The sequence below is a fragment of the uncultured Victivallis sp. genome, from assembly GCF_944391105.1.
Lineage (GTDB): Bacteria > Verrucomicrobiota > Lentisphaeria > Victivallales > Victivallaceae > Victivallis.
The window spans coordinates 25,247-46,943 of sequence record NZ_CALXSK010000006.1 but is presented as its reverse complement, the minus strand read 5'-3'; the positions used below and the strand labels follow the sequence as shown (position 1 = coordinate 46,943).

Sequence of the window (21,697 nt, the reverse complement as noted above, 5' to 3'; positions counted from 1 at the left end):
GGCGCACCGTTCATCGATTTACGCTCAATCGTTCTCCTCGTCTTCCGGCCCGTCGCCGTATTCCGCCTTGAACTCTCCATCAAGATCGTCATCGTCGAGATCCGCGAATGCGTCTCCGTCGAAGTCGGCAACCATCTCCTTCGCCTCATCCGGCAGACCGTCCTCATCGTCATCCGCGAAGATCGCCGCATCGCTCTTGCCGTCGGATTCACGCCAGGCGGCGGCAATCTCCTCGACCGAACGCTCAGGCTCCTGCGCCGGAAGCTCAGGCTCAATCTCCGTACCGAGATATTTCAGCCGGATCGACTGCATCTTCTCAGTGCCCGTGCCCGCCGGAATCAGATGCCCCGTAATCACGTTCTCCTTGAAACCGTTCAAGTTGTCGATCTTTCCAACTGTCGCGGCTTCCGTCAGAATCCGGGTCGTGTCCTGGAACGACGCCGCGGAAATGAAGCTCTCCGTCTCCAACGCAGCCTTCGTGATACCCAGAAGAATCGGCTCGGCTTCCGCCGGCTTGCCGCCCTTCTCGATCATCTCGCGATTGACCCGGTCAAATTCAGACCGGTCAAGCTGCTCGCCCGGCAGATAATCCGTGGACCCCGATTCCGTGATCCGGACCTTCTGCATCATCTGACGGATGATGATCTCAATGTGCTTGTCATTGATTTCCACACCCTGCGCACGATACACGAGCTGAATCGCATCAACCAGATGCCGCTGCAGCTCGTGAATGCCGCACACTTCAAGCAGCGTATGCGGAACAATCGAACCCTCAGTCAGCTTCTGCCCCTTGCGGACAAAGTCCCCCTTGCTCACGGTCAGATGCTTGTGCGCCGGAATGTTGTTGTGCTCCTCCGTCATACCCGATTCCGGATCGCGGATCAGCAGCTGGCGCTTGCCGCGGCTCATCTTGTCGACCTCGATGTAACCATCGATACGCGCAATCTCGGCAACATCCTTCGGCACGCGCGCTTCAAACAGCTCCGCGATACGCGGCAGACCACCGGTGATGTCCTTGTTCTTCGCCGACTGCCGCGGCACACGCGCAACCACCATACCGGGCGTCACCTTCGCACCCGACTTGGTCATCAACACCGCGCCCGCCGGCAGAGGATAGTTCGCAAGGAACTGCCCGTCGGGCGAATTGATCACGATCTGCGGATGCAGGTCTTCCCGGTGCTCCATGACCGTGGCCTGATCGGAACCACCGCGTTTCTGCTTCTGCAATGTCACGCCCTCAACAAGGTCGTGCAGCTCGACGATACCGGCCTCCTCGATGATGATCGGCACGTGGTTCGCTTCCCACTGCACGAACACCTCGTTGGCCTTCACGGTGTCACCATCGTTCTTGTCGAGCACCGAACCGGCTTCGAGTTCGTAGCGGTCCAGCTCGGCCTCCCGGAGAGCATCTCCCCAGAAATCGTAATCCTTGTTGTAGACGGTCCCGAGCGCCTCCGCCTCGAACTGCGCACGTTCGCGCGCCGCCTTCTCGGCCGCCTTCGCCACATTCGGATCGTAGACGATCACATAGCCGTTCTTGTTGACCACGACCGTCTTCCCCTTCTGGTTCTTGATCGTGCGCACGTTGAACAGCTTGATGACACCGTCGTGACGCGACGCGATCACCGGCTGCTTATACGCACTCGACGCCGTACCGCCGATGTGGAACGTACGCATCGTCAGCTGCGTACCGGGCTCACCGATCGACTGTGCCGCGATGATGCCGAGCGCATCCCCCTCCTTCGCCTGCCGGTCGCTGGCAAGATTCCGGCCATAGCATTTCACGCAGACACCGCGCAACGTTTCGCAGGTCAGTGTCGAGCGGATCAGCACGCGCTGGATTCCGCGCTTGTCAATCAGATCGACAATCTCCGGCGTGAACTCCTCGCCTGCAGCGATGATAAGCCGGCCGTCGGCGTATGCCGGGTCGCGGATGTCCTGGGCACTGAACCGCCCGAGAATCCGGTCCTTCAGCGGCAGGATCACCTCGTCACCCTCGATGATCGCACTGGTCCAGACACCCTTCGTCGTACCGCAATCCTCCTCACGGCAGATGATGTCCTGCGCAACGTCGACCAGACGGCGGGTCATGTACCCGGAGTCCGCGGTTTTGAGCGCGGTGTCTGCCAGACCTTTGCGCGCGCCGTGCGTCGAAATGAAGTATTCCAACACCGACAACCCTTCCCGGAAGTTCGAGATGATCGGCCGTTCGATGATGTCTCCCGACGGTTTCGCCATCAGTCCGCGCATACCGGCGAGCTGACGAATCTGATCCTTGCTGCCGCGCGCGCCGGAGTCGAGCATCGCATAAACCGGGTTGATCTCTCCGCGGCGCGAAGCCGCTTCCAGGCGTGCAAACAGTTCATTCGCCACCGCGTTGGACGCCTGCGTCCAGATGTCGATCACCTTGTTGTGCCGCTCGCCCTCGGTCAACAGACCGTTGTTGTACTGATCGAGCACGCTGTCGATCTGTGCACGGGCCGCCTCGATGATCTCCTCCTTCTTTTCCGGCACCTGCAGGTCCGCGATCGAGATCGAGAGACCCGCCAGCGTCGCATGACGGTAACCGAGATCCTTCAGATCGTCCAAAAGCCGGATCGTCGCCTCGTGACCCGCGATATTGTACGAGTCGCTGATGAGACGCCCGAGATCCTTCTTCTTCGCAATCTGGTTGAAGAACCCGAGCCGCGGATCCCAGATCTCATGGAAGAGACAGCGTCCCGGCGTCGTCAGCAGATATTTGCTCTCCTTGTCGCCGTAGATCGTATCCTTGCCGTAGTCCGGATTCGGAATCCGCACCGCATCATGAATCTTGATGAAACCGGCCTGCATCGCGAACAGCACTTCGAAGAAGTCGCGGTACAGCTTCGCCTTCTCCTTGTTGCGGGGCTCGCAGGTCAGATAGTAGCTGCCGAGCGTGATGTCCTGCGTCGGCGAGACGATCGGCTTGCCGTTCGCGGGCGAGAAGATGTTGTTCGGCGCGAGCATCAGGAGCTTCGTCTCCATCTGCGCCTCGTTCGAAAGCGGAACGTGCACGGCCATCTGGTCACCGTCGAAGTCCGCGTTGTACGCGGTACACACCAGCGGGTGCAGACGGATCGCCGATCCTTCGATCAGCACCGGATCGAATGCCTGAATCGAAAGACGGTGCAGCGTCGGCGCACGGTTCAACATGACGGGATGCCCCTGCGTCACCTCTTCGAGAATATCCCACACCTCCGGCTCGCCGCGTTCAATCATCTTCTTGGCACCGCGCACCGTGTGCGCAAATCCGCGTCCCTTCAAATGACGGATGATGAACGGCTCAAACAGAATCATCGCCATCTTCTTCGGCAGACCGCACTGATGAATCTTCAGCTCGGGACCAACCACGATGACCGAACGTCCCGAGTAATCCACGCGCTTACCGAGCAGATTCTGACGGAAACGGCCCTGCTTGCCCTTGAGCATATCCGAGAGACTCTTCAGCGCCCGGTTGCCCGCACCGGTGACCGCGCGGCCGTGCCGGCCGTTGTCCATGAGAGAGTCCACCGCCTCCTGAAGCATGCGCTTCTCATTCCGGATGATGACTTCCGGCGTACGCAGCTGCAGAAGGTTCTTCAAACGGTTGTTCCGGTTGATGACCCGGCGATAGAGGTCGTTCAGGTCGCTGGTCGCAAAACGGCCGCCCTCAAGCGGAACCAGCGGACGCAGATCCGGCGGAATCACGGGCAGCACCGTCAGAATCATCCACTCCGGACGCGAGTTGCTGTTCATGAACCCTTCCACCAGACGCAGCCGCTTGGCCAGCTTCTTGCGAATCGCCTTGTTGCGGGTGCCTTCGAGGCTGACTTCAAGCTCCGCCTTCAGCATCGGCAGATCGACCCGTTCCAGCAGCGTCTTGATCGCGGGGGCGCCCATGTCCGCCGTGAACGCATCGCCGTAGTCATCGACCGCCTGGCGGTATTCGATCTCATTCATGGTCTGCCCGACCTTCAGCGGCGTATCGCCCGGATCGGTCACCACATACTCTTCGTAGTAAATCACATGCTCCAGCGACTTCGCCGTCATGTCGAGCACAAGTCCGATCCGGCTCGGCATACACTTGAAGAACCAGATGTGCGACACCGGCACCGCCAGCTCAATGTGCCCCATGCGTTCACGACGCACCTTCGCCTGCGTAACTTCCACGCCGCAGCGATCGCAGACGATTCCCTTGTGCTTCACGCGCTTGTATTTGCCGCAGTTGCACTCCCAGTCACGGGTCGGCCCGAAGATGCGCTCACAGAAGAGCCCCCCCTTTTCCGGCTTGAAACTGCGGTAGTTGATGGTCTCCGGATTCTTCACTTCGCCGAACGACCACGAACGGATCACTTCCGGCGAAGCGACGTTGATCGAAACCGCTCCGAACGAAGAGGCCGAACTCTTGCCCAGCAGCTCCCGGTAAGCATAAGTATTGTCAATCAAGGTAAATTCCTCCTCGAATTAATGTTCGCCCGTCTTCTTCACGGTACGGATGTCGAGCCCGAGGCTCTGCATTTCCTTCAGCAGCACGTTGAAGGATTCCGGTCGACCGGCTTCCAGAATATTCTGACCTTTCACAATCGACTCGTAGATGCGCGCCCGGCCGGCGACGTCGTCGGACTTCACCGTCAACATCTCCTGAAGGTTGTGCGCCGCTCCGTAAGCCTCGAGCGCCCACACCTCCATTTCTCCGAACCGCTGACCGCCGTGCTGAGCTTTGCCGCCGAGCGGCTGCTGCGTCACCAGCGAGTACGGACCGACCGCACGCGCATGGATCTTGTTCGCAACCAGGTGGTCGAGTTTCAGCATGTACACATGGCCCACCATCACGCGCTGATCGAACTTGTCACCCGTGCGCCCGTCATAGACGTCGGCCTTGCCGTCATAAACCCAGTTTCCGGCCTCATCCTGACGGAAGCCCCAGTGATAGTCGTGGCCTTCCTTCGCCGTGAACGCATCGTTGCCCTCCTTCATGAGCTCGACGATCTTCTCTTCCGGAATACCGTCGAACACCGGAGTCGCAACCTTGATCCCGAGCATCTTCGCCGCCCAGCCGAGATGCGTCTCAAGCACCTGGCCGATGTTCATGCGGCTCGGCACGCCGAGCGGGTTCAGAATGATGTCCACCGGGGTGCCGTCCTCAAGGAACGGCATATCCTCAACCGGCACGATCCGCGAAACAATACCCTTGTTTCCGTGACGACCGGCCATCTTGTCCCCGACCTGCAGCTTCCGCTTGCAGCCGACATAGACCTTCACCCGCTTGATGACTCCATTGTCGGCCTCTGTGAACTCGGCGTTGTCACCAAGACGACGGCGCTTCTCCTCATTCTCCTCGAACTGCGGAATGAACGTGTCGATGATGCCGGTCAACGTCTTCTTGAGTTCGCAATCTTCCATGCCCCAGCAGTCATAATGCGCGGCAAGCTTCTGAATCGAACTCTTTGTCACCTTCCGGTTCGAACTGATCAGAACGGCATTCTCCCGGGCCGGCGACATGTCGAAAATCGGATACGGCAGTTTCACACCGAGCATCACATCCGAAAGCCGGGCGGTCAGATCGTCGATCAGGCCGTTGTAGATGTCCCGGTAATCGTTCTTCATCATCTTTTCCTGCCGCTTCGCCTCGGTCCGGGTCATCGCCCCGCGGGCGGGATCCTTCGCGTACTCGATGCGGATGTCCATGACAATGCCGCCCTTGCCGCTCGAAACGGTCAGACTCGAATCCTTCACGTCCGCAGCCTTCTCACCGAAAATCGCCCGCAGCAGCCGCTCTTCCGGCGCAAGCTCGGTCTCGCTCTTCGGCGTGATCTTGCCGACGAGAATATCGCCCGGCACCACTTCCGCGCCCTCATAAACCACTCCGCGGCTGTCGAGGTTGCGCAACGCATCCTCGCTGACGTTCGGAATATCCCGCGTGATCTCCTCAGGTCCGAGCTTCGTCTCGCGGCTCGTGATCTCAAACTCGTCAACGTGAACGCTCGTGTAGACATCCTCCTTCACCAGACGCTCCGAAACGATGATCGCGTCCTCGAAGTTGTAGCCGCACCACGGCATGTATGCCACAAGCACGTTCCGGCCGAGCGCGAGCTCTCCATCCTGCGTGGCCGCTCCATCGGCGAGGATATCGCCTTTCTTCACCACCTGCCCGCGATGGCAGATCGGCCGCTGGTTCACACAGGTTCCGGCATTGCTGCGCAGATACTTGTAGAGCCGGTAATACTGATAAGAATCCTTCGGAGCATCTGCAGCGGGCAGATTCCCGTCCGGGGTCACCACAATGTGATCGCTGACAACCTCGGCGACGATACCGTCGGCCTTGGCCGCCACCACCGCCCGGGAGTCGCGGGCAATGCGCGCTTCCAGACCGGTTCCGACCAGCGGCGAATCCGGCATCAGAAGCGGAACCGCCTGACGCTGCATGTTCGAACCCATCAGAGCACGGTTCGCGTCGTCATGCTCGAGGAACGGAATGATACCAGCCGCCGCGCTTACGAGCTGTTTCGGAGAAACGTCCATGTACTGGACTTCCTCGCGCGGATGCTCCTCATTTTCACTCTTATAGCGGCTCATGACCGTCGGACGGATGAAACGACCATTCTCATCAAGCGGCGCATTCGCCTGCGCAATGACGTACTGCTCCTCCTTGTCGGCGGTCAGATAGTCGATCTGGTCGGTAACCTGTCCGTCGACCACCTTGCGGTACGGCGTCTCCAGGAATCCGTACTCATCGATAATCGCGTAGAGCGACATCGAAGAGATCAGACCGATATTCGGACCTTCCGGAGTCTCGATCGGGCAGATACGTCCGTAGTGGCTCGGATGCACGTCACGCACCTCAAAGCCGGCGCGGTCGCGCGAAAGACCGCCGGGACCGAGAGCGGAGAGACGACGCTTGTTCGTAAGTTCACTCAACGGGTTCGTCTGGTCCATGAACTGCGAAAGCTGACTGCGCGCGAAGAAATCGCGGATCACACCCGCAAACGCCTTCGGATTCACCAGTTTCGACGGCGTCACATTCTGCTCGTCGAACGTCATGCGTTCGCGAACCAGGCGCTCCGTCCGCAGAAGTCCCGCACGACACTGATTCTGCAGCAGCTCGCCGACCGTACGCACACGACGCGCACCGAGATGATCGATGTCGTCGACCTGACCGCCCGAATGACGAAGTTTGATCAACATCTTCGTCGCCGCCATCAGATCCTTCGGATCGAGGACGCGCTGCGTCAGCGGAATATCCTGCTTGAGCCGTTCATTGAGCTTGTAACGTCCGACTGCGCCGAGATCGTAACGGCGATTGTCGAAGAAAAGCCGCTTGATGAGCAGACGCGCATTGTTGATGTTCGTCGGATCGCCCGGACGCATGCGGCGATAGATCTCCTTCAACGCATCTTCCTCGTTGCGCACCTGATCCTTGCGCATGCAGCCGATGAGGTAGTTGTCTCCGTCGGCGACGTAAGCAAGCTCGACCTCCTTGATCCCGGCATCGACGAGCTGCTTGAGGTGATTCTCGGTCAGCTGCACAAGTTCATCGATCACAACAATGTCATCGTCGCTGGTGATATCATCAATCGTGTAGAATCCGGAAAGATCCTTCTGCTTGAGCAGCTGCTGAACCGTGTACTTTTTGACTTCGTAGCACTCTGAAAGGATGTCGCGGTTGGTCGGATACCCGATCGCGCGCAGGAAAGTCGTAATATAGAATTTCCGGCGACGGCGGCGACGGTCAAGATAAATGAAAATGAAGTCGTTGATGTCAAACTGGACATCCATCCAGGAACCACGATCCGGAATGATCCGGTACGAATAGAGCGTCCGTCCGGAAGTGTGACGCGTCTTCTCAAAGCAGATGCCGGGTGAACGGTGCAGCTGACTGATGATGACTCGCTCCGCTCCATTGATGATGAACGTCCCCTGTTCCGTCATGATCGGAATGTCACCCATGTAGACGCGTTCCGGAATCTCCGTTCCGTTGACCTTCAGCAGGAAATCGACATAGAGCGGGGCGTCGTAGATCTTTCCGTCCTTGATGCAGTCGACAACATCACCTTTGTGCTCGCTCGCGTTGCCGATCTCATAGGAGACGAATTCAAGCGACATCTGCTTGTCGAAACTCTCAATCGGGAAGATTTCATTGAAAACCTCCTGAAGCCCCTGATTCTTCCGCTCTGCGGGCGGAACGTCACGCTGCAGAAAATCACGGTAGGAATCCACCTGGAGACCGATCAGATCCGGCACATCCAGAACATCCCGGAGTTTCCCATAATTAATTCGTTTTGCCATACCCTGCCTGTTGTTTTATGTGATGAAAAAAAACAAAAAAATTCTTATCCAAATTCGGAAGACCCGAAGAGACCGAAAACCGGAACTCAAGCAACTTGACCTCAAGTCATCCGAAAAACACCATAGCCAAAACACAAAGAAACCGACCTGCCGGCAAAACACCACACCAGCAGTTCGGAAATATTCGATTTTTTCTGAAAATTCTAAGCGGCCTGAATCGAAAAAACCACCAATTCAAACCGGTTGCAACGCATGTTCAACAAAATACCACATCAAAATGCGCCGCGGAAAGTGGGTCCATGACCCGAATACGGAAAAACGGCGGGAGACGAAAAAATCGTCTCCGCCGCAGGAAATCGAAGGGAAATTACTTGATTTCGACCTTCGCGCCAGCCTCTTCAAGCTGCTTCTTGATCTTCTCGGCCTCGTCCTTGGCAACCGCTTCCTTGAGCGTCTTCGGAGCACCTTCGACCATATCCTTGGCCTCCTTCAGGCCGAGCCCGGTGAGTTCGCGGACAACCTTGATGACACCGATCTTCTTCGCGGCATCAAAACCGGCGAGGATCACGTCAAACTCGGTTTTCTCTTCCTCGGCAGCAGCGGCCGCACCGGCAGCCGGAGCCGCGGCGGCAACCGCAACCGGAGCCGCAGCGCTCACACCGAGACGCTCTTCCAGAGTCTTGACCAGCTTGGAAAGCTCCAGAACGGTCATATTCTCGACATACGAGACGAACTCTTCCATCTTGTTTTCTTCCGACATGTTACATGCCTCCATTATTTTTCGTTGGCTTACTGATTTTCAACTTTTTCTTTATAAGCGTTGAGCACATTCAGGATGCTCGCAGCCTTGGCATTGAGAACGCTGACGAGGTTCCGCGACGGAGCCTGCAGCACACCGAGCAGCATCGCCTGAAGCACAGGCTTCGAGGGCAGCTCGGCAAGACTTCCAACCTGGGCGGGAGTGAGAATTTCTCCCTCCATGTAACCGCCCTTGGCGGCAAGTTTGTCATTCTTTTTGCCGAAATCGAGCAACAGTTTTGCAACCGCGCTGCAATCTCCCCGGCCGAACACCATCGCGGTCCCGAGAGTGAAGTCGACGGCATCCGCGCCGCTGATGTTCAAAAGTTCGCAAGCCTTCTTAATCAGCGTGTTCTTCAACACGTGACAGGAAGCATTGGCATTCGCCAGCTGCTTGCGCAGATCCTCCAGCTCCTTGACCTTGAGGCCGGAGAACGAGACGAAGTAGACATAATCGGAAGAACCGATCTTTTCACTGATCTCTTTGACCAGAAACTGCTTTTCGCTTCTCATTCCTTACCTCTCGCCAACTCTTTCGGATTGATCTTGATCCCCGGCGTCATCGTCGCGGTGATCGTGCAGGAGAGGATGTAAGCTCCTTTCGCAGTCTGCGGCTTCGCCTTCTGAATCGCATCGACAATCACGTCGAAGTTGCTCTTGAGCGCCGCATCGTCAAAGGAGAGCTTGCCGAACGGAACATGAACGCAAGCACCGCGATCCGCACGGAATTCCGCACGACCGGCCTTGGCCTCGCGAACTGCGTTGCCGATCTGATCGGTAACCGTACCGGTCTTCGGGTTCGGCATAAGTCCGCGCGGCCCAAGCTGACGACCCAGAGGACGCACAAGACGCATCGCATCCGGCGTAACAATCAGGATATCAAACTCCTGCCAGCCGCCTTTGATCTTCTCAACCACATCTTCGAATCCAACGCAATCCGCACCGGCCTCTCTGGCCTCGGCAGCGGCAGCGCCGTCTGCGACAACCGCAACGCGAATGCTCTTACCGGTACCGGCCGGAAGCGCAACCGCACCACGAACCGTCTGGTCGGATTTCCGGGGATCCACGCCGAGCTTGAACGCAACTTCGGCAGTCTGATCAAATTTCACACCCGGAAATTTCTTGAGAAGAGCGATCGCCTCCGCCACGCCGTAACGCTGCTGCGGATCATATCCCTCGATCTCAATCTGTTTCCTGTAAAGCTTACTTCTACGCATCGACCACCTCAATTCCCATGCTGCGCGCGGTTCCTTCGATGATGCGCATTGCCGCTTCCTCGCTGCGGGCGTTGATGTCAGCCTTCTTGATCTGAACGATTTCACGGATCTGCGCACGGGTAATCTTGCCGGCCTTCTCGTAGCCCGGCTTCTTCGCCGCGGAAGCCACTCCCGCCGCCTTCTTCACGAGAACAGCAGCCGGGGGCGACTTGCAGATGAACGTGAACGACCGGTCCTGATAGACCGTGATCACGACAGGAATAACCATCCCGCTCTGTGACTGAGTGGCGGCATTGAACTGCTTACAGAAGTCCATGATGTTGCAGCCGGCCTGCCCGAGGGCGGGACCGATCGGCGGCGCAGGCGTAGCAGCGCCGGCAGGAATCTGCAACCGGATCAGACCTGTAACCTTCTTTGCCATGATTAATTTCCTTTTTCCGATTCAAAGGTGGTCCGGACCGGCAGGTATCCCGCCACCAGTGAATCTAACGACATGTTACAAAAGCTCGAGTCACCGTCAAACGGTGCGCTCGACCTGCCAGAACTCCAACTCTACCGGAGTGGAACGACCGAATATCGACACCATCAGCTTCAGCTTGCCACGCTCATTGTCGATCTCCTGAATCGAACCCTCGAAATTCTCAAACGCACCATCTTTGATGCGCACGGTTTCACCGATTTCAAACTCAACCTTCGGACGCGCAGCAGCCGTTTCCCCGGCCTGCACGGGACGGAGAAGATCCTCAACCTCGGCATCCGAAAGCGGCGTCGGCTTGTTCGTACCGCCGAGAAAGCCCAGCACACCCTGCACGCTGCGCACAAAATACCAGGCCCGTTCATCGATCATCCCGAGATCATCGTAGAGATCCATCCGAACCCAGATGTATCCGGGAAAAAGTTTCCGCGTCGTCGTCCGCTTGGTTCCCTGACGAACCTCCGTCACTTTTTCCGTCGGTATGAACGCTTCATAGACCGGAACCTGATCGCCGTTCTGAAGCTGACGCAAGATCGTGTCGCGAACCTTGTTCTCGTGACCGGAAAGCGTGTGAATCACAAACCACTGTCCACGATTGTCACGCTCGGTGTTGACTGAATCGTTCATCTTACTCTCTCTTTAATACTTGCCGACCGTAATCAGGCGGATCACCCAGGCCGCTACCCAATCTACCCCGGCGACGAAACACGCCAGAATCGCGATACAGATCACAACCAGAACAGTCGACTCAAAAAGCTGCTGACGGTTCGGCCAGGTACAACGGCGCAGCTCAGCAACCGTCTCAGAGATAAAGCGCCGTATCTTCCCTGTAACCAAATCATAACCGGCGACTGCACCGACGCGCTTCTTTCCGTTGTCCATCTGATTTCCTACCTGGTTCTCAACTGTTTCACAAAAAATGGCAGGAGAGGTGAGGCTCGAACTCACGACCTGCGGTTTTGGAGACCGCCGCTCTAGCCAACTGAGCTACTCTCCTGACTGTATACGTTGCTTCGCTTCAGCGGGTCTCTTTGTGGACCGTGTGCTTGCGCTCAAATTTACAGTACTTCTTCTTTTCCAGGCGCTCAGGCGTATTACGCTTCTCTTTCATCGTCGTGTAATTACGCCGCTTGCACTCTGTGCATTCCAATATAACCAGTTCACGCATAATTTCTTACCCTAGTGTTACACGAAACTCCCGAGCCGCCGCATAACCGACGGCCCGGGGGATTTCTACGGGGCCGAATTATTACTCGATGATCTCGGTAACCCGGCCGGAGGCAACCGTGCGGCCGCCTTCACGGATCGCGAAACGCAGACCTTTTTCCATCGCAATCGGAGCGATCAGCTCAACCGTGATCGTGGTATTGTCACCCGGCATAACCATCTCGGTGCCTTCCTTCAGGGTGATCGTACCGGTCACGTCGGTCGTACGGAAGTAGAACTGCGGACGATAGTTGTTGAAGAACGGCGTGTGACGGCCACCTTCCTCTTTCGACAGAACGTAGATCTCGCCCTTGAACTTCGTGTGCGGGGTCACGCTGCCCGGCTTGGCCAGAACCTGACCGCGCTCGACATCCTCCTTCTTCGTGCCGCGGAGCAGGCAGCCGATGTTGTCGCCGGCCTGGCCCTGGTCGAGAAGTTTCCGGAACATTTCGATGCCGGTAACGGTCGTCTTCACCGTCGGCTTCAGACCGATGATCTCAACTTCGTCATTGAGCTTGATGATTCCGCGCTCGACACGGCCGGTAACCACGGTACCACGGCCTTCAATCGAGAACACGTCCTCGATCGGCATCAGGAACGGCTGATCGATATCACGCTTCGGCTCGGGGATGAAGCTGTCAACTGCATCCATGAGCTCAAGAATGCACTGGCTGGCCGGATTGTCCAGGTCGCCTTCGGCCTCGACAGCCTTCAGCGCGGAACCACGGATAATCGGGGTCTCATCGCCCGGGAAGTCATAGCTCGAAAGCAGCTCGCGGATCTCCATTTCGACGAGCTCAAGAAGCTCGGGATCGTCCAGCTGGTCAACCTTGTTCAGGAACACCACGATCGCCGGAACGCCCACCTGACGGGCGAGAAGCACGTGCTCGCGGGTCTGCGCCATCGGGCCGTCGGTCGCCGCGATCACAAGAATCGCACCGTCCATCTGAGCCGCACCGGTAATCATGTTCTTCACATAGTCAGCGTGTCCCGGGCAGTCGACGTGCGCATAGTGACGGTTCGCGGTCTGATACTCGACGTGCGCCGTGTTGATCGTGATTCCGCGCTCCTTCTCTTCCGGAGCATTGTCAATCTCGTCGTACTTGCGGACTTCACCGCCGAACTTCTTGTTCAGCACCATGGTGATCGCAGCAGTCAGAGTCGTCTTGCCATGGTCGACGTGACCGATGGTACCGATGTTGACGTGAGGCTTGGTTCTTTCGAATTTTTCCTTAGCCATTTTTCCCTCCTGAAAGGTTTAGAGTTTTTTCGCCTGAAATTTTCTATTCGAAATATGGAGCCCACAAGCGGACTTGAACCGCTGACCTCATCCTTACCAAGGATGTGCTCTACCGACTGAGCTATGTGGGCATAACCCTACTATAAAAACCGACCGCTTCCGACAAAGAGACCGGCATGTCTTTCCACACGCCGGCTCATATTCCCGCATCCGGAATCGTTCCTATTCTGCTAAAAAATGGTACTCGAGGGGGGACTTGAACCCCCAAGGATTGCTCCATATGGACCTCAACCATACGCGTCTGCCAATTCCGCCACCCGAGCACGTCTGTTGTCGTGACCGCTTCAACCGTTCCGATTCCGCGAATCACATTTCCTAATATATTCCATTTGATTTCATTTGCAAATCAAAAAACAGCTTTTTTTCAAAAAAAACCGTCTTTCTCTCATCATACCACCGATTTCCCCCTCAAAACAAGGCCGATCAACACCCGTCATCCCCCTTTTCCGGCGCAATTGCTTCACCGAATGATCCGGAAACCCGCGTCTCCTCCGATCACGGCACCATCCGTCCAACGCTGCCGCGTCACCCCCGAAGCAGGCTCCGTTGCTTCGACGGAAAACTTCTTTTTTTCGTATTTCAGCGTTTCACCCGACAGAGGATCCGTGCAGACGGCATCAGGAAACTCCTTCTTCAGCTCGGCCAGCGTATCAGGGAATGCTCCGTGCGCCTGACGATAACGATCCAGCCAGAGAGCGACGCCTCCCGCACGCATCCTCCGAACCAATCCCCGATAACGCGCGACAACCGCATCCGCGGCATGCAGTGCAGAGACGCCGGGAGTCAGTCCGACCGGCAGACCGGCGAGGCTCGACCGGATCCCGGCATACTTCTCCGGCTCTCCTACCGCGGATTCGAATCGGCTCATCCCCTCCAGATAAACCGCACTGCTGCCGCTCCGAATCCAGTCGAGCGCGGGAAAAACCCGGGCAAGAGAACGGCTGCCGCGCCCTTGCAATTTCCACCCTGGGAACGGGTTCTGTCCCGAAATCCGATGCAGTGCAACTTCCCCTTTCAAGGCAAACCGGAGATTCTCCGCAAGTTCCTTCTCCGATACGGCAAGATCGCCGGCAAAAAAATCCGCCTCTTTCTTCGAATGGATTCCGAATTCATTCAGCAACCGCTCAAGCGCGTCGAGACGCCTGGATTCCATCTCCATGACGACGGCACTTCCCGCCAGCAGCGGCTCTCCGCTCAACTGACGGCGGAGAGCCCCCAGTACATTCCAGCTTTCCTCCACTCTCCGGCTGTTGCCGACCGCCGCGTAAGAATAGAAACCGAGCCGTTCCATCTCTTCCAGCATCCGGTAACGTGCCGACAACTCCTCCCCTCCCCTTCCATCGATCCCCTTCTCAAACTCAAAACCGAGACGGGCGGACCGATTCCGGGCGATCTTCGCAAGCTGATCCAGAAACGCACGGTTTTCAAACACGAATTTTTCAAGCTCGCCATAGGCATCGGGCGAAACGTCCGTCACCCACACCGGCGCAGCCAGGCGCCTCAGAGAATCCGGGATTTCCGGGAAATGCGTCAACGCCCTCACGGCATCCGCACCATTCTCCCCCTTCAGCTCATAATGCGCGGCCAACTCCGCCCCGGTCAATAAAAAGGACTCTTTCTGAAGCTGCGCAACCTTTTCCCGGTAAATCTCTTCCGCAGAAGCCGCCTCGTACCGGACATAAGCCCAGCCGACTGCGGAGACGACAAACAGCAGAACGATCCCCCACCTGACCCTGCCGGATACAGCTGTACTCTCCCCCGTCACCGCGCGAACGACGGCTGAACGGACCAGAATCCCGGTAACACACCAGACCAGCGTCAGAAACAACGCGCCGCCCCAGAACTCCAGTATCGCGGCGAGAAAAGCCAGCGGCAAAGCGATATAGTTCACTCTCAACGCGTTGACATACCCGGGAATCCGACTGCGAACCAATTCCAGCCGGGCGCTCCAGAACCGGAACAGAGAAAAGAAGCCATAAAACTCAGACTCGATTCCGCCGCTCCGAAGCAGAATGAGATTCGCAAGTTTGATTTGGTTTCGGTGATAAACAAAAGCGAGAATCAGAAACGAGGCAACGGCGGCAATGCCGATCCCGATCACTCCGGCAATCCCGGCCCGTGCATCGGCAAGCGCCCAGAATCCACCGACTTGAAGCAAAGTCCAGGGAATCGTCAACAAAGCGACCTGCCCCAGATTGGCCCGGGCCAGCACAGCCTTAAGCTCCTCCATTACTCCACTCCCGTTTTGCCGTTGTCCACCGTGATGTTGCGCCGCTTGAAAGTCGGCACATCAAGCTCCTCATTCCCCCACTTCACCTGCGGACCACGTTCCATGATGCCCTTGGAAACCGGTTCCAACGGCAACGTCAGCTGATCTCCGTCCACGCCATGCGCCCCGGCAAAACCGGCACGGGTTCGACGCGGATGCGGCGCGGAACTGCTGCGTAAAAGCTCTGCGGCTTCACTCTCGGCATCGAATTTGACCGTGACGGCCGAGAGCTGAATCTGATTCGCCCACTCCTCGCCAGTGGCTGCACCTACAATCAGTTGCGTATCCGGTTTCACCTGGCGCGCAGCGAGTTCCAAAATATGCCGGCTCTCCCCGAGCGACAACTCCGGCCCGCCGAGCAGAGTGAAGATCACCGCATCCGCATCCCCGAGCTTGTCCGCCCCTCCGAGCAAAGGAGATTGCAGCAACCGCTCCATGGCGGCCTCGCCGCGTTTCTCAGGCTCCATCTCATCCGAGGCGACTCCGACGCCGATGCTGCAGAAACTTTTCTTCTTCTTCAAAAGCGTGATGAAACTCCCGAAATCAGCGGCGAGCAGGTTCCCATGCAGCAGCACCATCGTCAACGCCAGCACCGTGCGGGACAGCTCCTGATCCGCCAGCTTGAACGCATTCGACAACGGCGTAGTCGGCTCAAGAACCGAAAACAACAGATCATTCGGAAGACAAATCACAGCATCCGCGAGCCCAAGCAGCTCATTTTTCACCGTATCTTCGGCAATCTTGCGGCGACTGTGCCCCTCAAGTGTAAACGGCAGCGTCACGACAAACAGCGTCGGAATCTCCAGCTTCCGTGCCACGGAAAGCACAACCGACATGCCACCGGAGGCGGTTCCCCGTCCGAGACCGCCGACCACGAGCAGAAACGAAGCCCCGTCAAGCAACTTTTCAATGCGGCTGCGTTCGTGTGCAACCACCCGCTGCCCGTCGATGACGCTGCCGCCGCAGCCACGCCCGTTCCGCCAGCGCTCTCCGGCCAGCAGCCGGAAATTCTCATCGAGCCCCGAGGATTCAAGCCCCGCTGCATCGCTGTCAATCGCCACCAGGTGGAGCGGTGACGCGAGCGGATTATTCTTCAGAATTCCGACGATCCGGCACCCGCTTCCGCCGATTCCCAGAACGGTGATCTTCCTCTCGTCCATCATCGGTCACCCCTTCCACGCATCCCGGAAATTCAGCCACCCGAGACGCGTCCGGTTCAAAACTCCATCAACCGCGTCGATCAGACTCCCGACCATGCCGCGAGCACTCTGACCGCCGTTCAACTCGTTATAATATCCGGCAATCTTCAATGCTCCCCAGATCGTGCTGCAACGGGGAGTGTCAAGCCCCGTCAGAGCACCTCCCGCCTCGAACGGCTGCCCGATCCGGCAGGACATGTCGAACACCTCACCGAACAGTGGAGCAGTTCGCTCGAACAACGCACCTCCTCCTGTCAGAACTCCTCCCGCATCCAGAACGGCAGGCGCCCCCTGCGCCGAAGCCATGGCGCGGATGATCTCAAACGTCTCACGGATGCGGGCATCGACAATCGCCTCGAAGGAAGAGAGCGGAATCCGGCGGACACGACCGGTTGAACTCGGGAACTCCATGTATTCACGGCGCTCGCGCATCGCCTTCTGCAACGACTTGTCCTCGATCATCTTGCGACAGACGTCGATGTGAAGATCCAGCCCCAGCGACAAATCGTTGCAGACGTGATCGAACCCCACCTGAAGCACGCCGGAAGCCTGGACACCGGAGTTGTATTCCACGACGAACTCCGTCGTTCCGGCGCCGAAATCCACCAGCAGCACCCCGTGTTCGCGCTCCTCTTCGGAAAGAATGCCGAAGTCATCGGCCAGCGGAGAAAACGCAACTTCGATCGTGGCCTCTTCAAATCCGGAATCGCGCACGATCGATCGGAAATTCTCCAGACGGGCCGCATCGGCATGTACAACATGCACATAGGCATCAAGTTTGCTCGCGGTGTGATTCAACGGATTCCGGATCCGCCGCTCATCGATGGTGAAGTACGACTCGGAGCTGTTGATGATCTCGCGCCCGGTCGCAAGCTGCAGCACCCGCGCATTTTCGTGCGCCTCAAGACGCTCCTTGCTCGTGACCTTGTGTTCTTCGTTTTTCACCACGACGGAACCGATTCCCTGAAACGCTTCTATGCGGCATCCGGTCACGGCCACAACCACGATCCTCGTGCTGTTCAACATCCCCTCCGAGGAACTTTCCGCATCTGCGATCGCCGCGCCAAGCTGCTCGAAAGCAAGCTCCATGTCCTCGATTTCACCCTTGACGACCGATCCGGCGGAAGGGGCGGATCCGCGGCCGATCACGCTCACGCGACCATCCGTCCCCGCCTCGCCGACCAGCACATTCATTTTCGACGTGCCGATTTCGATCGCGGTCACGATATTCCTGGTATGAAACATGATCCCCCCGTTGAATTAATGCGACAGACTCATTTTCTGGAATATACAGGAGAATCCCGGAAATGTCCAGTCCCTCCCGTGATTTTCCCGATCAATTCTCCGATCCGGAAGCGGCTTTGCGGTCAAATGTGTGCAGACAACGCAATGTCCGCAATCCATCGAACCAGCGGTGAAAGGCCGCAATCCGGGCGTCGGTTCGCTTCGGCGTATTTGCGAGAACCTTCGGCCACACATCGGAAAATCCTTCGGAACGCAGAAAATCGGAACAGCATGAATCCATCTGCGCCAGAAACAGTTCCGTATCATTCAACAGCTCCGGGTCCTGCGCCAGAGACAGCAGTTGTCCAAGCGCGCCAAACGCCTCGTCGGAGATTTCGGAAAGTTTCTCTCCGGCCATCAGTTTTCTCACCGCCGGGCCGGTGCCGAACGGAACCCGCGCCGACGGCCGCGCCGACGGGTGCACAAGAACTTTGTCGCCGACAGCAACCACACCGTTCTTCGCCACCGCCTGCAGAAAATAGAAATCCTCGCCTCCCTTGCGGATTCGCATCCCCCCCGCCCGGATGTAGGCGTCGAAACGAACAGCAAAAGCCGAGCCGACCGTCTGAAACGCATAGGGAGAACCCGCTTCGCGCAATTTCGCAACATAGCGTTCCAGATACCCCTCATACTGCCGGATCGCACGCTCCTCGTCAGGAGTCTCCCCCGGCAGGTGCCGGAACGGGATCGACAGTGCCTCCGGCCGTGGCTCATGTCCGAATGCATTCAAAATCGCAGGAAAGTAATCGGCCTCGACGACCGTATCCGCATCCAGTGAGGCAAGAATCAAATGCTCAAGCAGTTCCGCCTTCTGCGAAGCGACTGCCGCATCCATACCGAGTTTTCGTGCTTCGCCGACCCCGCCATGAAGATCAGGGGCATAAATCCAGTGCAGATTCCGGCAGACCAACGCGCCGCGGCGCAGCTGACACACCAGCCCGGCGGACGCCTCTTTCACGCGGGGAGCCGCTTCAGCAGGATGATTCACCACCACCAGCACGGCGCAATCGTCCGGAACCCTGAGCGACTCCAGCGTCCGCCCGATCGTCTCAAGTTCGTCACAGGCGGGAATCACCGCGACACACCGTACACCCGATGGAACCGGTGCAGGCTCAACAGGGAGCAAATTGCACTTCTGCAAATACTTACCGTATTCCCGCTCTCTCAAGATGCTCCTCCGCGACCCAGACGAAATCAGAGCAGTTCCCCGAAAAGCGAAACGCTCCCCGCGCGCGTGATCCGCACCCGGCGCAATGTTCCGGCCCGGATGCCGGAATCCGGCAGAAAATGAATCACCCGGTTCGTTCCGGTTCGACCGCTCCAGCGCTCCGGATTGCGCGGGCTCGTCCCTTCCACGAGCACCTCCTGCACACTCCCGACCTGCGTGCGCAACGAAGCGGCAACCCGCTTTTTCAGGTCTTCCAGCAGAACCGCATTGCGCTCCTCCTTCACCTCCTGCGGGACGGAGTCGGCGATCTCGGCGGATTTCGCGCCAGGACGGGGCGAATACTTGAAAATGAAGCTGTTATCATATCCAACCTCATTCATCAAATCACGTGTCATCCTGAAATCATCCTCTGTCTCGCCGGGAAACCCGACGATCACATCAGTCGAAAACGTCACATCCGGAATCGCCTGCCGAATCGCGTGAACCACCTGCCGGTAGCCATCTGCCGTATACTGCCGGTTCATCGCCTTCAAAATCCGGTCCGAACCCGATTGCAGCGGCAGATGGATGTTGCGGCAAACCGTCCGGCTCGACGCGATCGCCCCGATCAGCCGGTCATTGAAATAGGTAGGATACGGCGAGGTGAACCGGATGCGCAGCAACTCCGGAATCCGGTCGAGCTCTTCAAGCAGTTCCGCGAAAGGGGAAACGCCCGCCGGCGGTGGATTGATGTTCCCCCCCCAACCGTAAGCCGCGACATTCTGACCGAGCAGCATGATCTCCTTCGCCCCGTCCTCGACCAGCATGCGCGCCTCGGCGACCACATCCGCCTGCTCACGGCTGATCTCCCGGCCACGCACATAGGGCACGATGCAGTAACTGCAGAAACGGTTGCAGCCCCGGGTGATCGCAATCTGCGCCTTGAAGCCGGACGGATCGCCCGACGGCCGGTAATGGTTCCCCATTCCGGTCAGAACATCGGCCGACTCCGCAATCGAGGCGACCTGGCGGCGCTCCTCCCGAATCGATTCGATCAGCGGCACAAGCGTGTGCAGTTGCCCGGTACCAAGCACGAAATCAAGATGCGGAAGCTCGTTCAGCAATTCATTTCCAAGACGTTGCGCCATGCAGCCGAGCGCTCCGATAACGAGATCGGGATTCTTCGCCTTGAGTTTTTTCATATAGCCGATCTTGCCCTTCGCCTTGCGTTCCGCCTGCTCGCGAACACTGCAGGTATTGAACAACAGGACGTCGGCTTCCTCCTCGACATCGACCATCGTATGACCGGCTTCGATCAACATTCCGGCCAGCGCTTCGGAGTCGCGCTCGTTCATCTGGCAACCGTAGGTCTTGATATGGATCTTCATGGCAAATTCAACGTAAGGTTATCGCGATGAATGAGTTCCTCGTCAACATTCGGTCCGAGAATCGAGTGGACGCGCACGGAACTCTGCCCGCAAATCCGCAGACAGTCGGCCGCATCGAAATTCACAAGACCACGCGCAAACGGCACGCCGTCGGGTCCGGCGATTTCAACCGTGTCTCCGCGCTTGAACTCGCCCGAGACAAATTTCACACCGGACGGCAGCAGACTGCGCCCCTGCTCGCGAACCGCCCGGGCCGCCCCCGCATCCACCAGAAGCGAACCCGAAACCCGGCTGAAAAAGCTGATCCAGCGCTTGCGTCCCGGAATCCGGCGGGCCCGCGGCAGAAAAACCGTCCCGATATCCTCCCCCGCCAGAATCCGCCCGAGCGCCCCCTTCTCGCGTCCGTCTGCGATCCAGAGATATTCTCCGGACGCGGTAACGAGTTCGGCCGCATGGATTTTCGAGCTCATTCCGCCGATGGAAAACTCGGAGTTGTCGGTCCCTCCGGCCATGGCTCGAACCGATTCGGAAACCTCCTTCACCACGGAGATCCGCTCCCCGAGAGTGCCATCCTCATTGCGTTTGCGCAACCCCTGCTCGGTTGTGAGGATCACCGTCAGCCGGGAATCGGTCAGCGAAGCGAGCATTCCCGCAAGCGTGTCGTTGTCACCGAACTTCAGCTCGCTCACCGAAACCGAATCGTTCTCATTCACCACCGGCAGAACCCCCGCGTCCCACAACGCTCCGATGCAGTTCATCACGTTCAAATAGCGTTCGCGGTTCCGCAGATCGGAGGCGGTCAGCAACAACTGGGCAGTGCCGAAACCGCGTTTCCGGCACTCCTCCTCGTAGATCGCCATCAACCGGCTCTGGCCGATCGCGGCAAGCGCCTGCACCTGCGCAAGCTCCTTCGGACGCTTCGTCAGATTCAGCGCCCTCATCCCCATGCCGACCGCACCGGAAGTCACCAGCAGAACCCGGCGACCGTCCCGCCGCAGCAGATCGATGCCGGACACGAGTTCGGAAATCGCCTCCTGACTGGTCAGAAGCCGGGTCCCGGCCTTGACCACCACCTGACGGGCGCTCTTCATCAATTCGCGCCGTATCGCAAGATTATTCTCGTCCATG

The 21,697-nt window shown here is 58.0% G+C and carries 16 protein-coding genes and 3 tRNA genes; all 19 read right to left on the bottom strand.

Going from position 1 to position 21,697, the window contains the following annotated elements; translation table 11 throughout:
• Nucleotides 1-24: 24 nt before the first annotated feature.
• Entirely contained in the window at nucleotides 25-4,446 is a 4,422-nt protein-coding gene (rpoC, locus tag Q0K10_RS03535) for a DNA-directed RNA polymerase subunit beta' (protein WP_294503229.1), read from the bottom strand.
• 18 nt (nucleotides 4,447-4,464) lie between these two features.
• Nucleotides 4,465-8,286 (bottom strand): DNA-directed RNA polymerase subunit beta, encoded by a 3,822-nt coding sequence (gene rpoB / locus Q0K10_RS03530; protein WP_294503226.1) that lies wholly within the window; start codon nucleotides 8,284-8,286, stop codon nucleotides 4,465-4,467.
• Nucleotides 8,287-8,653: 367 nt separating this feature from the next.
• On the bottom strand, nucleotides 8,654-9,046 hold the full coding sequence (rplL, locus tag Q0K10_RS03525) for a 50S ribosomal protein L7/L12 (protein ID WP_294503223.1): 393 nt from the start codon (nucleotides 9,044-9,046) through the stop codon (nucleotides 8,654-8,656).
• Between the two features lie 29 nt (nucleotides 9,047-9,075).
• The gene (gene rplJ, locus Q0K10_RS03520) at nucleotides 9,076-9,597 is read right to left on the bottom strand and encodes a 50S ribosomal protein L10 (RefSeq protein ID WP_294503220.1); all 522 of its coding nucleotides are present in this window, start codon (nucleotides 9,595-9,597) and stop codon (nucleotides 9,076-9,078) included.
• On the bottom strand, nucleotides 9,594-10,301 hold the full coding sequence (gene rplA, locus Q0K10_RS03515) for a 50S ribosomal protein L1 (RefSeq protein WP_294503218.1): 708 nt from the start codon (nucleotides 10,299-10,301) through the stop codon (nucleotides 9,594-9,596). Before rplA ends, rplJ begins: the two co-directional genes overlap by 4 nt.
• Nucleotides 10,294-10,722 (bottom strand): 50S ribosomal protein L11, encoded by a 429-nt coding sequence (rplK, locus tag Q0K10_RS03510; RefSeq protein WP_294477019.1) that lies wholly within the window; start codon nucleotides 10,720-10,722, stop codon nucleotides 10,294-10,296. Before rplK ends, rplA begins: the two co-directional genes overlap by 8 nt.
• Before the next feature lie 96 nt (nucleotides 10,723-10,818).
• A complete protein-coding gene (gene nusG, locus Q0K10_RS03505; protein WP_294503215.1) occupies nucleotides 10,819-11,403 on the bottom strand; it encodes a transcription termination/antitermination protein NusG in 585 nt (194 codons plus the stop codon).
• 12 nt (nucleotides 11,404-11,415) lie between these two features.
• Nucleotides 11,416-11,658: a preprotein translocase subunit SecE gene (gene secE, locus Q0K10_RS03500; protein ID WP_294503212.1), complete on the bottom strand. Its 243-nt coding sequence runs from the start codon at nucleotides 11,656-11,658 to the stop codon at nucleotides 11,416-11,418.
• 38 nt (nucleotides 11,659-11,696) lie between these two features.
• Nucleotides 11,697-11,773 (bottom strand) — tRNA-Trp (locus Q0K10_RS03495).
• A 21-nt stretch (nucleotides 11,774-11,794) separates the two neighbouring features.
• Nucleotides 11,795-11,944, bottom strand: coding sequence for a 50S ribosomal protein L33 (gene rpmG, locus Q0K10_RS03490; RefSeq protein WP_294477024.1), 150 nt, complete (start codon nucleotides 11,942-11,944; stop codon nucleotides 11,795-11,797).
• A gap of 81 nt (nucleotides 11,945-12,025) precedes the next feature.
• Entirely contained in the window at nucleotides 12,026-13,222 is a 1,197-nt protein-coding gene (gene tuf / locus Q0K10_RS03485) for an elongation factor Tu (protein ID WP_294503209.1), read from the bottom strand.
• 55 nt (nucleotides 13,223-13,277) lie between these two features.
• Nucleotides 13,278-13,353: transfer RNA gene (locus tag Q0K10_RS03480), tRNA-Thr, on the bottom strand.
• A gap of 107 nt (nucleotides 13,354-13,460) precedes the next feature.
• Nucleotides 13,461-13,545 (bottom strand) — tRNA-Leu (locus Q0K10_RS03475).
• Nucleotides 13,546-13,742: 197 nt separating this feature from the next.
• Complete coding sequence (locus tag Q0K10_RS03470) at nucleotides 13,743-15,512, bottom strand: hypothetical protein (RefSeq protein ID WP_294503207.1); 1,770 nt, start codon at nucleotides 15,510-15,512, stop codon at nucleotides 13,743-13,745.
• Nucleotides 15,512-16,714, bottom strand: coding sequence for a hypothetical protein (locus Q0K10_RS03465; RefSeq protein ID WP_294503205.1), 1,203 nt, complete (start codon nucleotides 16,712-16,714; stop codon nucleotides 15,512-15,514). The genes Q0K10_RS03470 and Q0K10_RS03465 overlap by 1 nt, the downstream gene beginning before the upstream one ends.
• Nucleotides 16,715-16,717: 3 nt before the next feature.
• Nucleotides 16,718-17,995 (bottom strand): cell division protein FtsA, encoded by a 1,278-nt coding sequence (gene ftsA / locus Q0K10_RS03460; RefSeq protein ID WP_294503203.1) that lies wholly within the window; start codon nucleotides 17,993-17,995, stop codon nucleotides 16,718-16,720.
• 91 nt (nucleotides 17,996-18,086) lie between these two features.
• Nucleotides 18,087-19,202 (bottom strand): hypothetical protein, encoded by a 1,116-nt coding sequence (locus Q0K10_RS03455; RefSeq protein ID WP_294503201.1) that lies wholly within the window; start codon nucleotides 19,200-19,202, stop codon nucleotides 18,087-18,089.
• A 26-nt stretch (nucleotides 19,203-19,228) separates the two neighbouring features.
• Nucleotides 19,229-20,569: a tRNA (N6-isopentenyl adenosine(37)-C2)-methylthiotransferase MiaB gene (gene miaB / locus Q0K10_RS03450; protein ID WP_294503198.1), complete on the bottom strand. Its 1,341-nt coding sequence runs from the start codon at nucleotides 20,567-20,569 to the stop codon at nucleotides 19,229-19,231.
• On the bottom strand, nucleotides 20,566-21,696 hold the full coding sequence (gene proB, locus Q0K10_RS03445; protein WP_294503196.1) for a glutamate 5-kinase: 1,131 nt from the start codon (nucleotides 21,694-21,696) through the stop codon (nucleotides 20,566-20,568). The genes miaB and proB overlap by 4 nt, the downstream gene beginning before the upstream one ends.
• Nucleotide 21,697 lies beyond the last annotated feature (1 nt).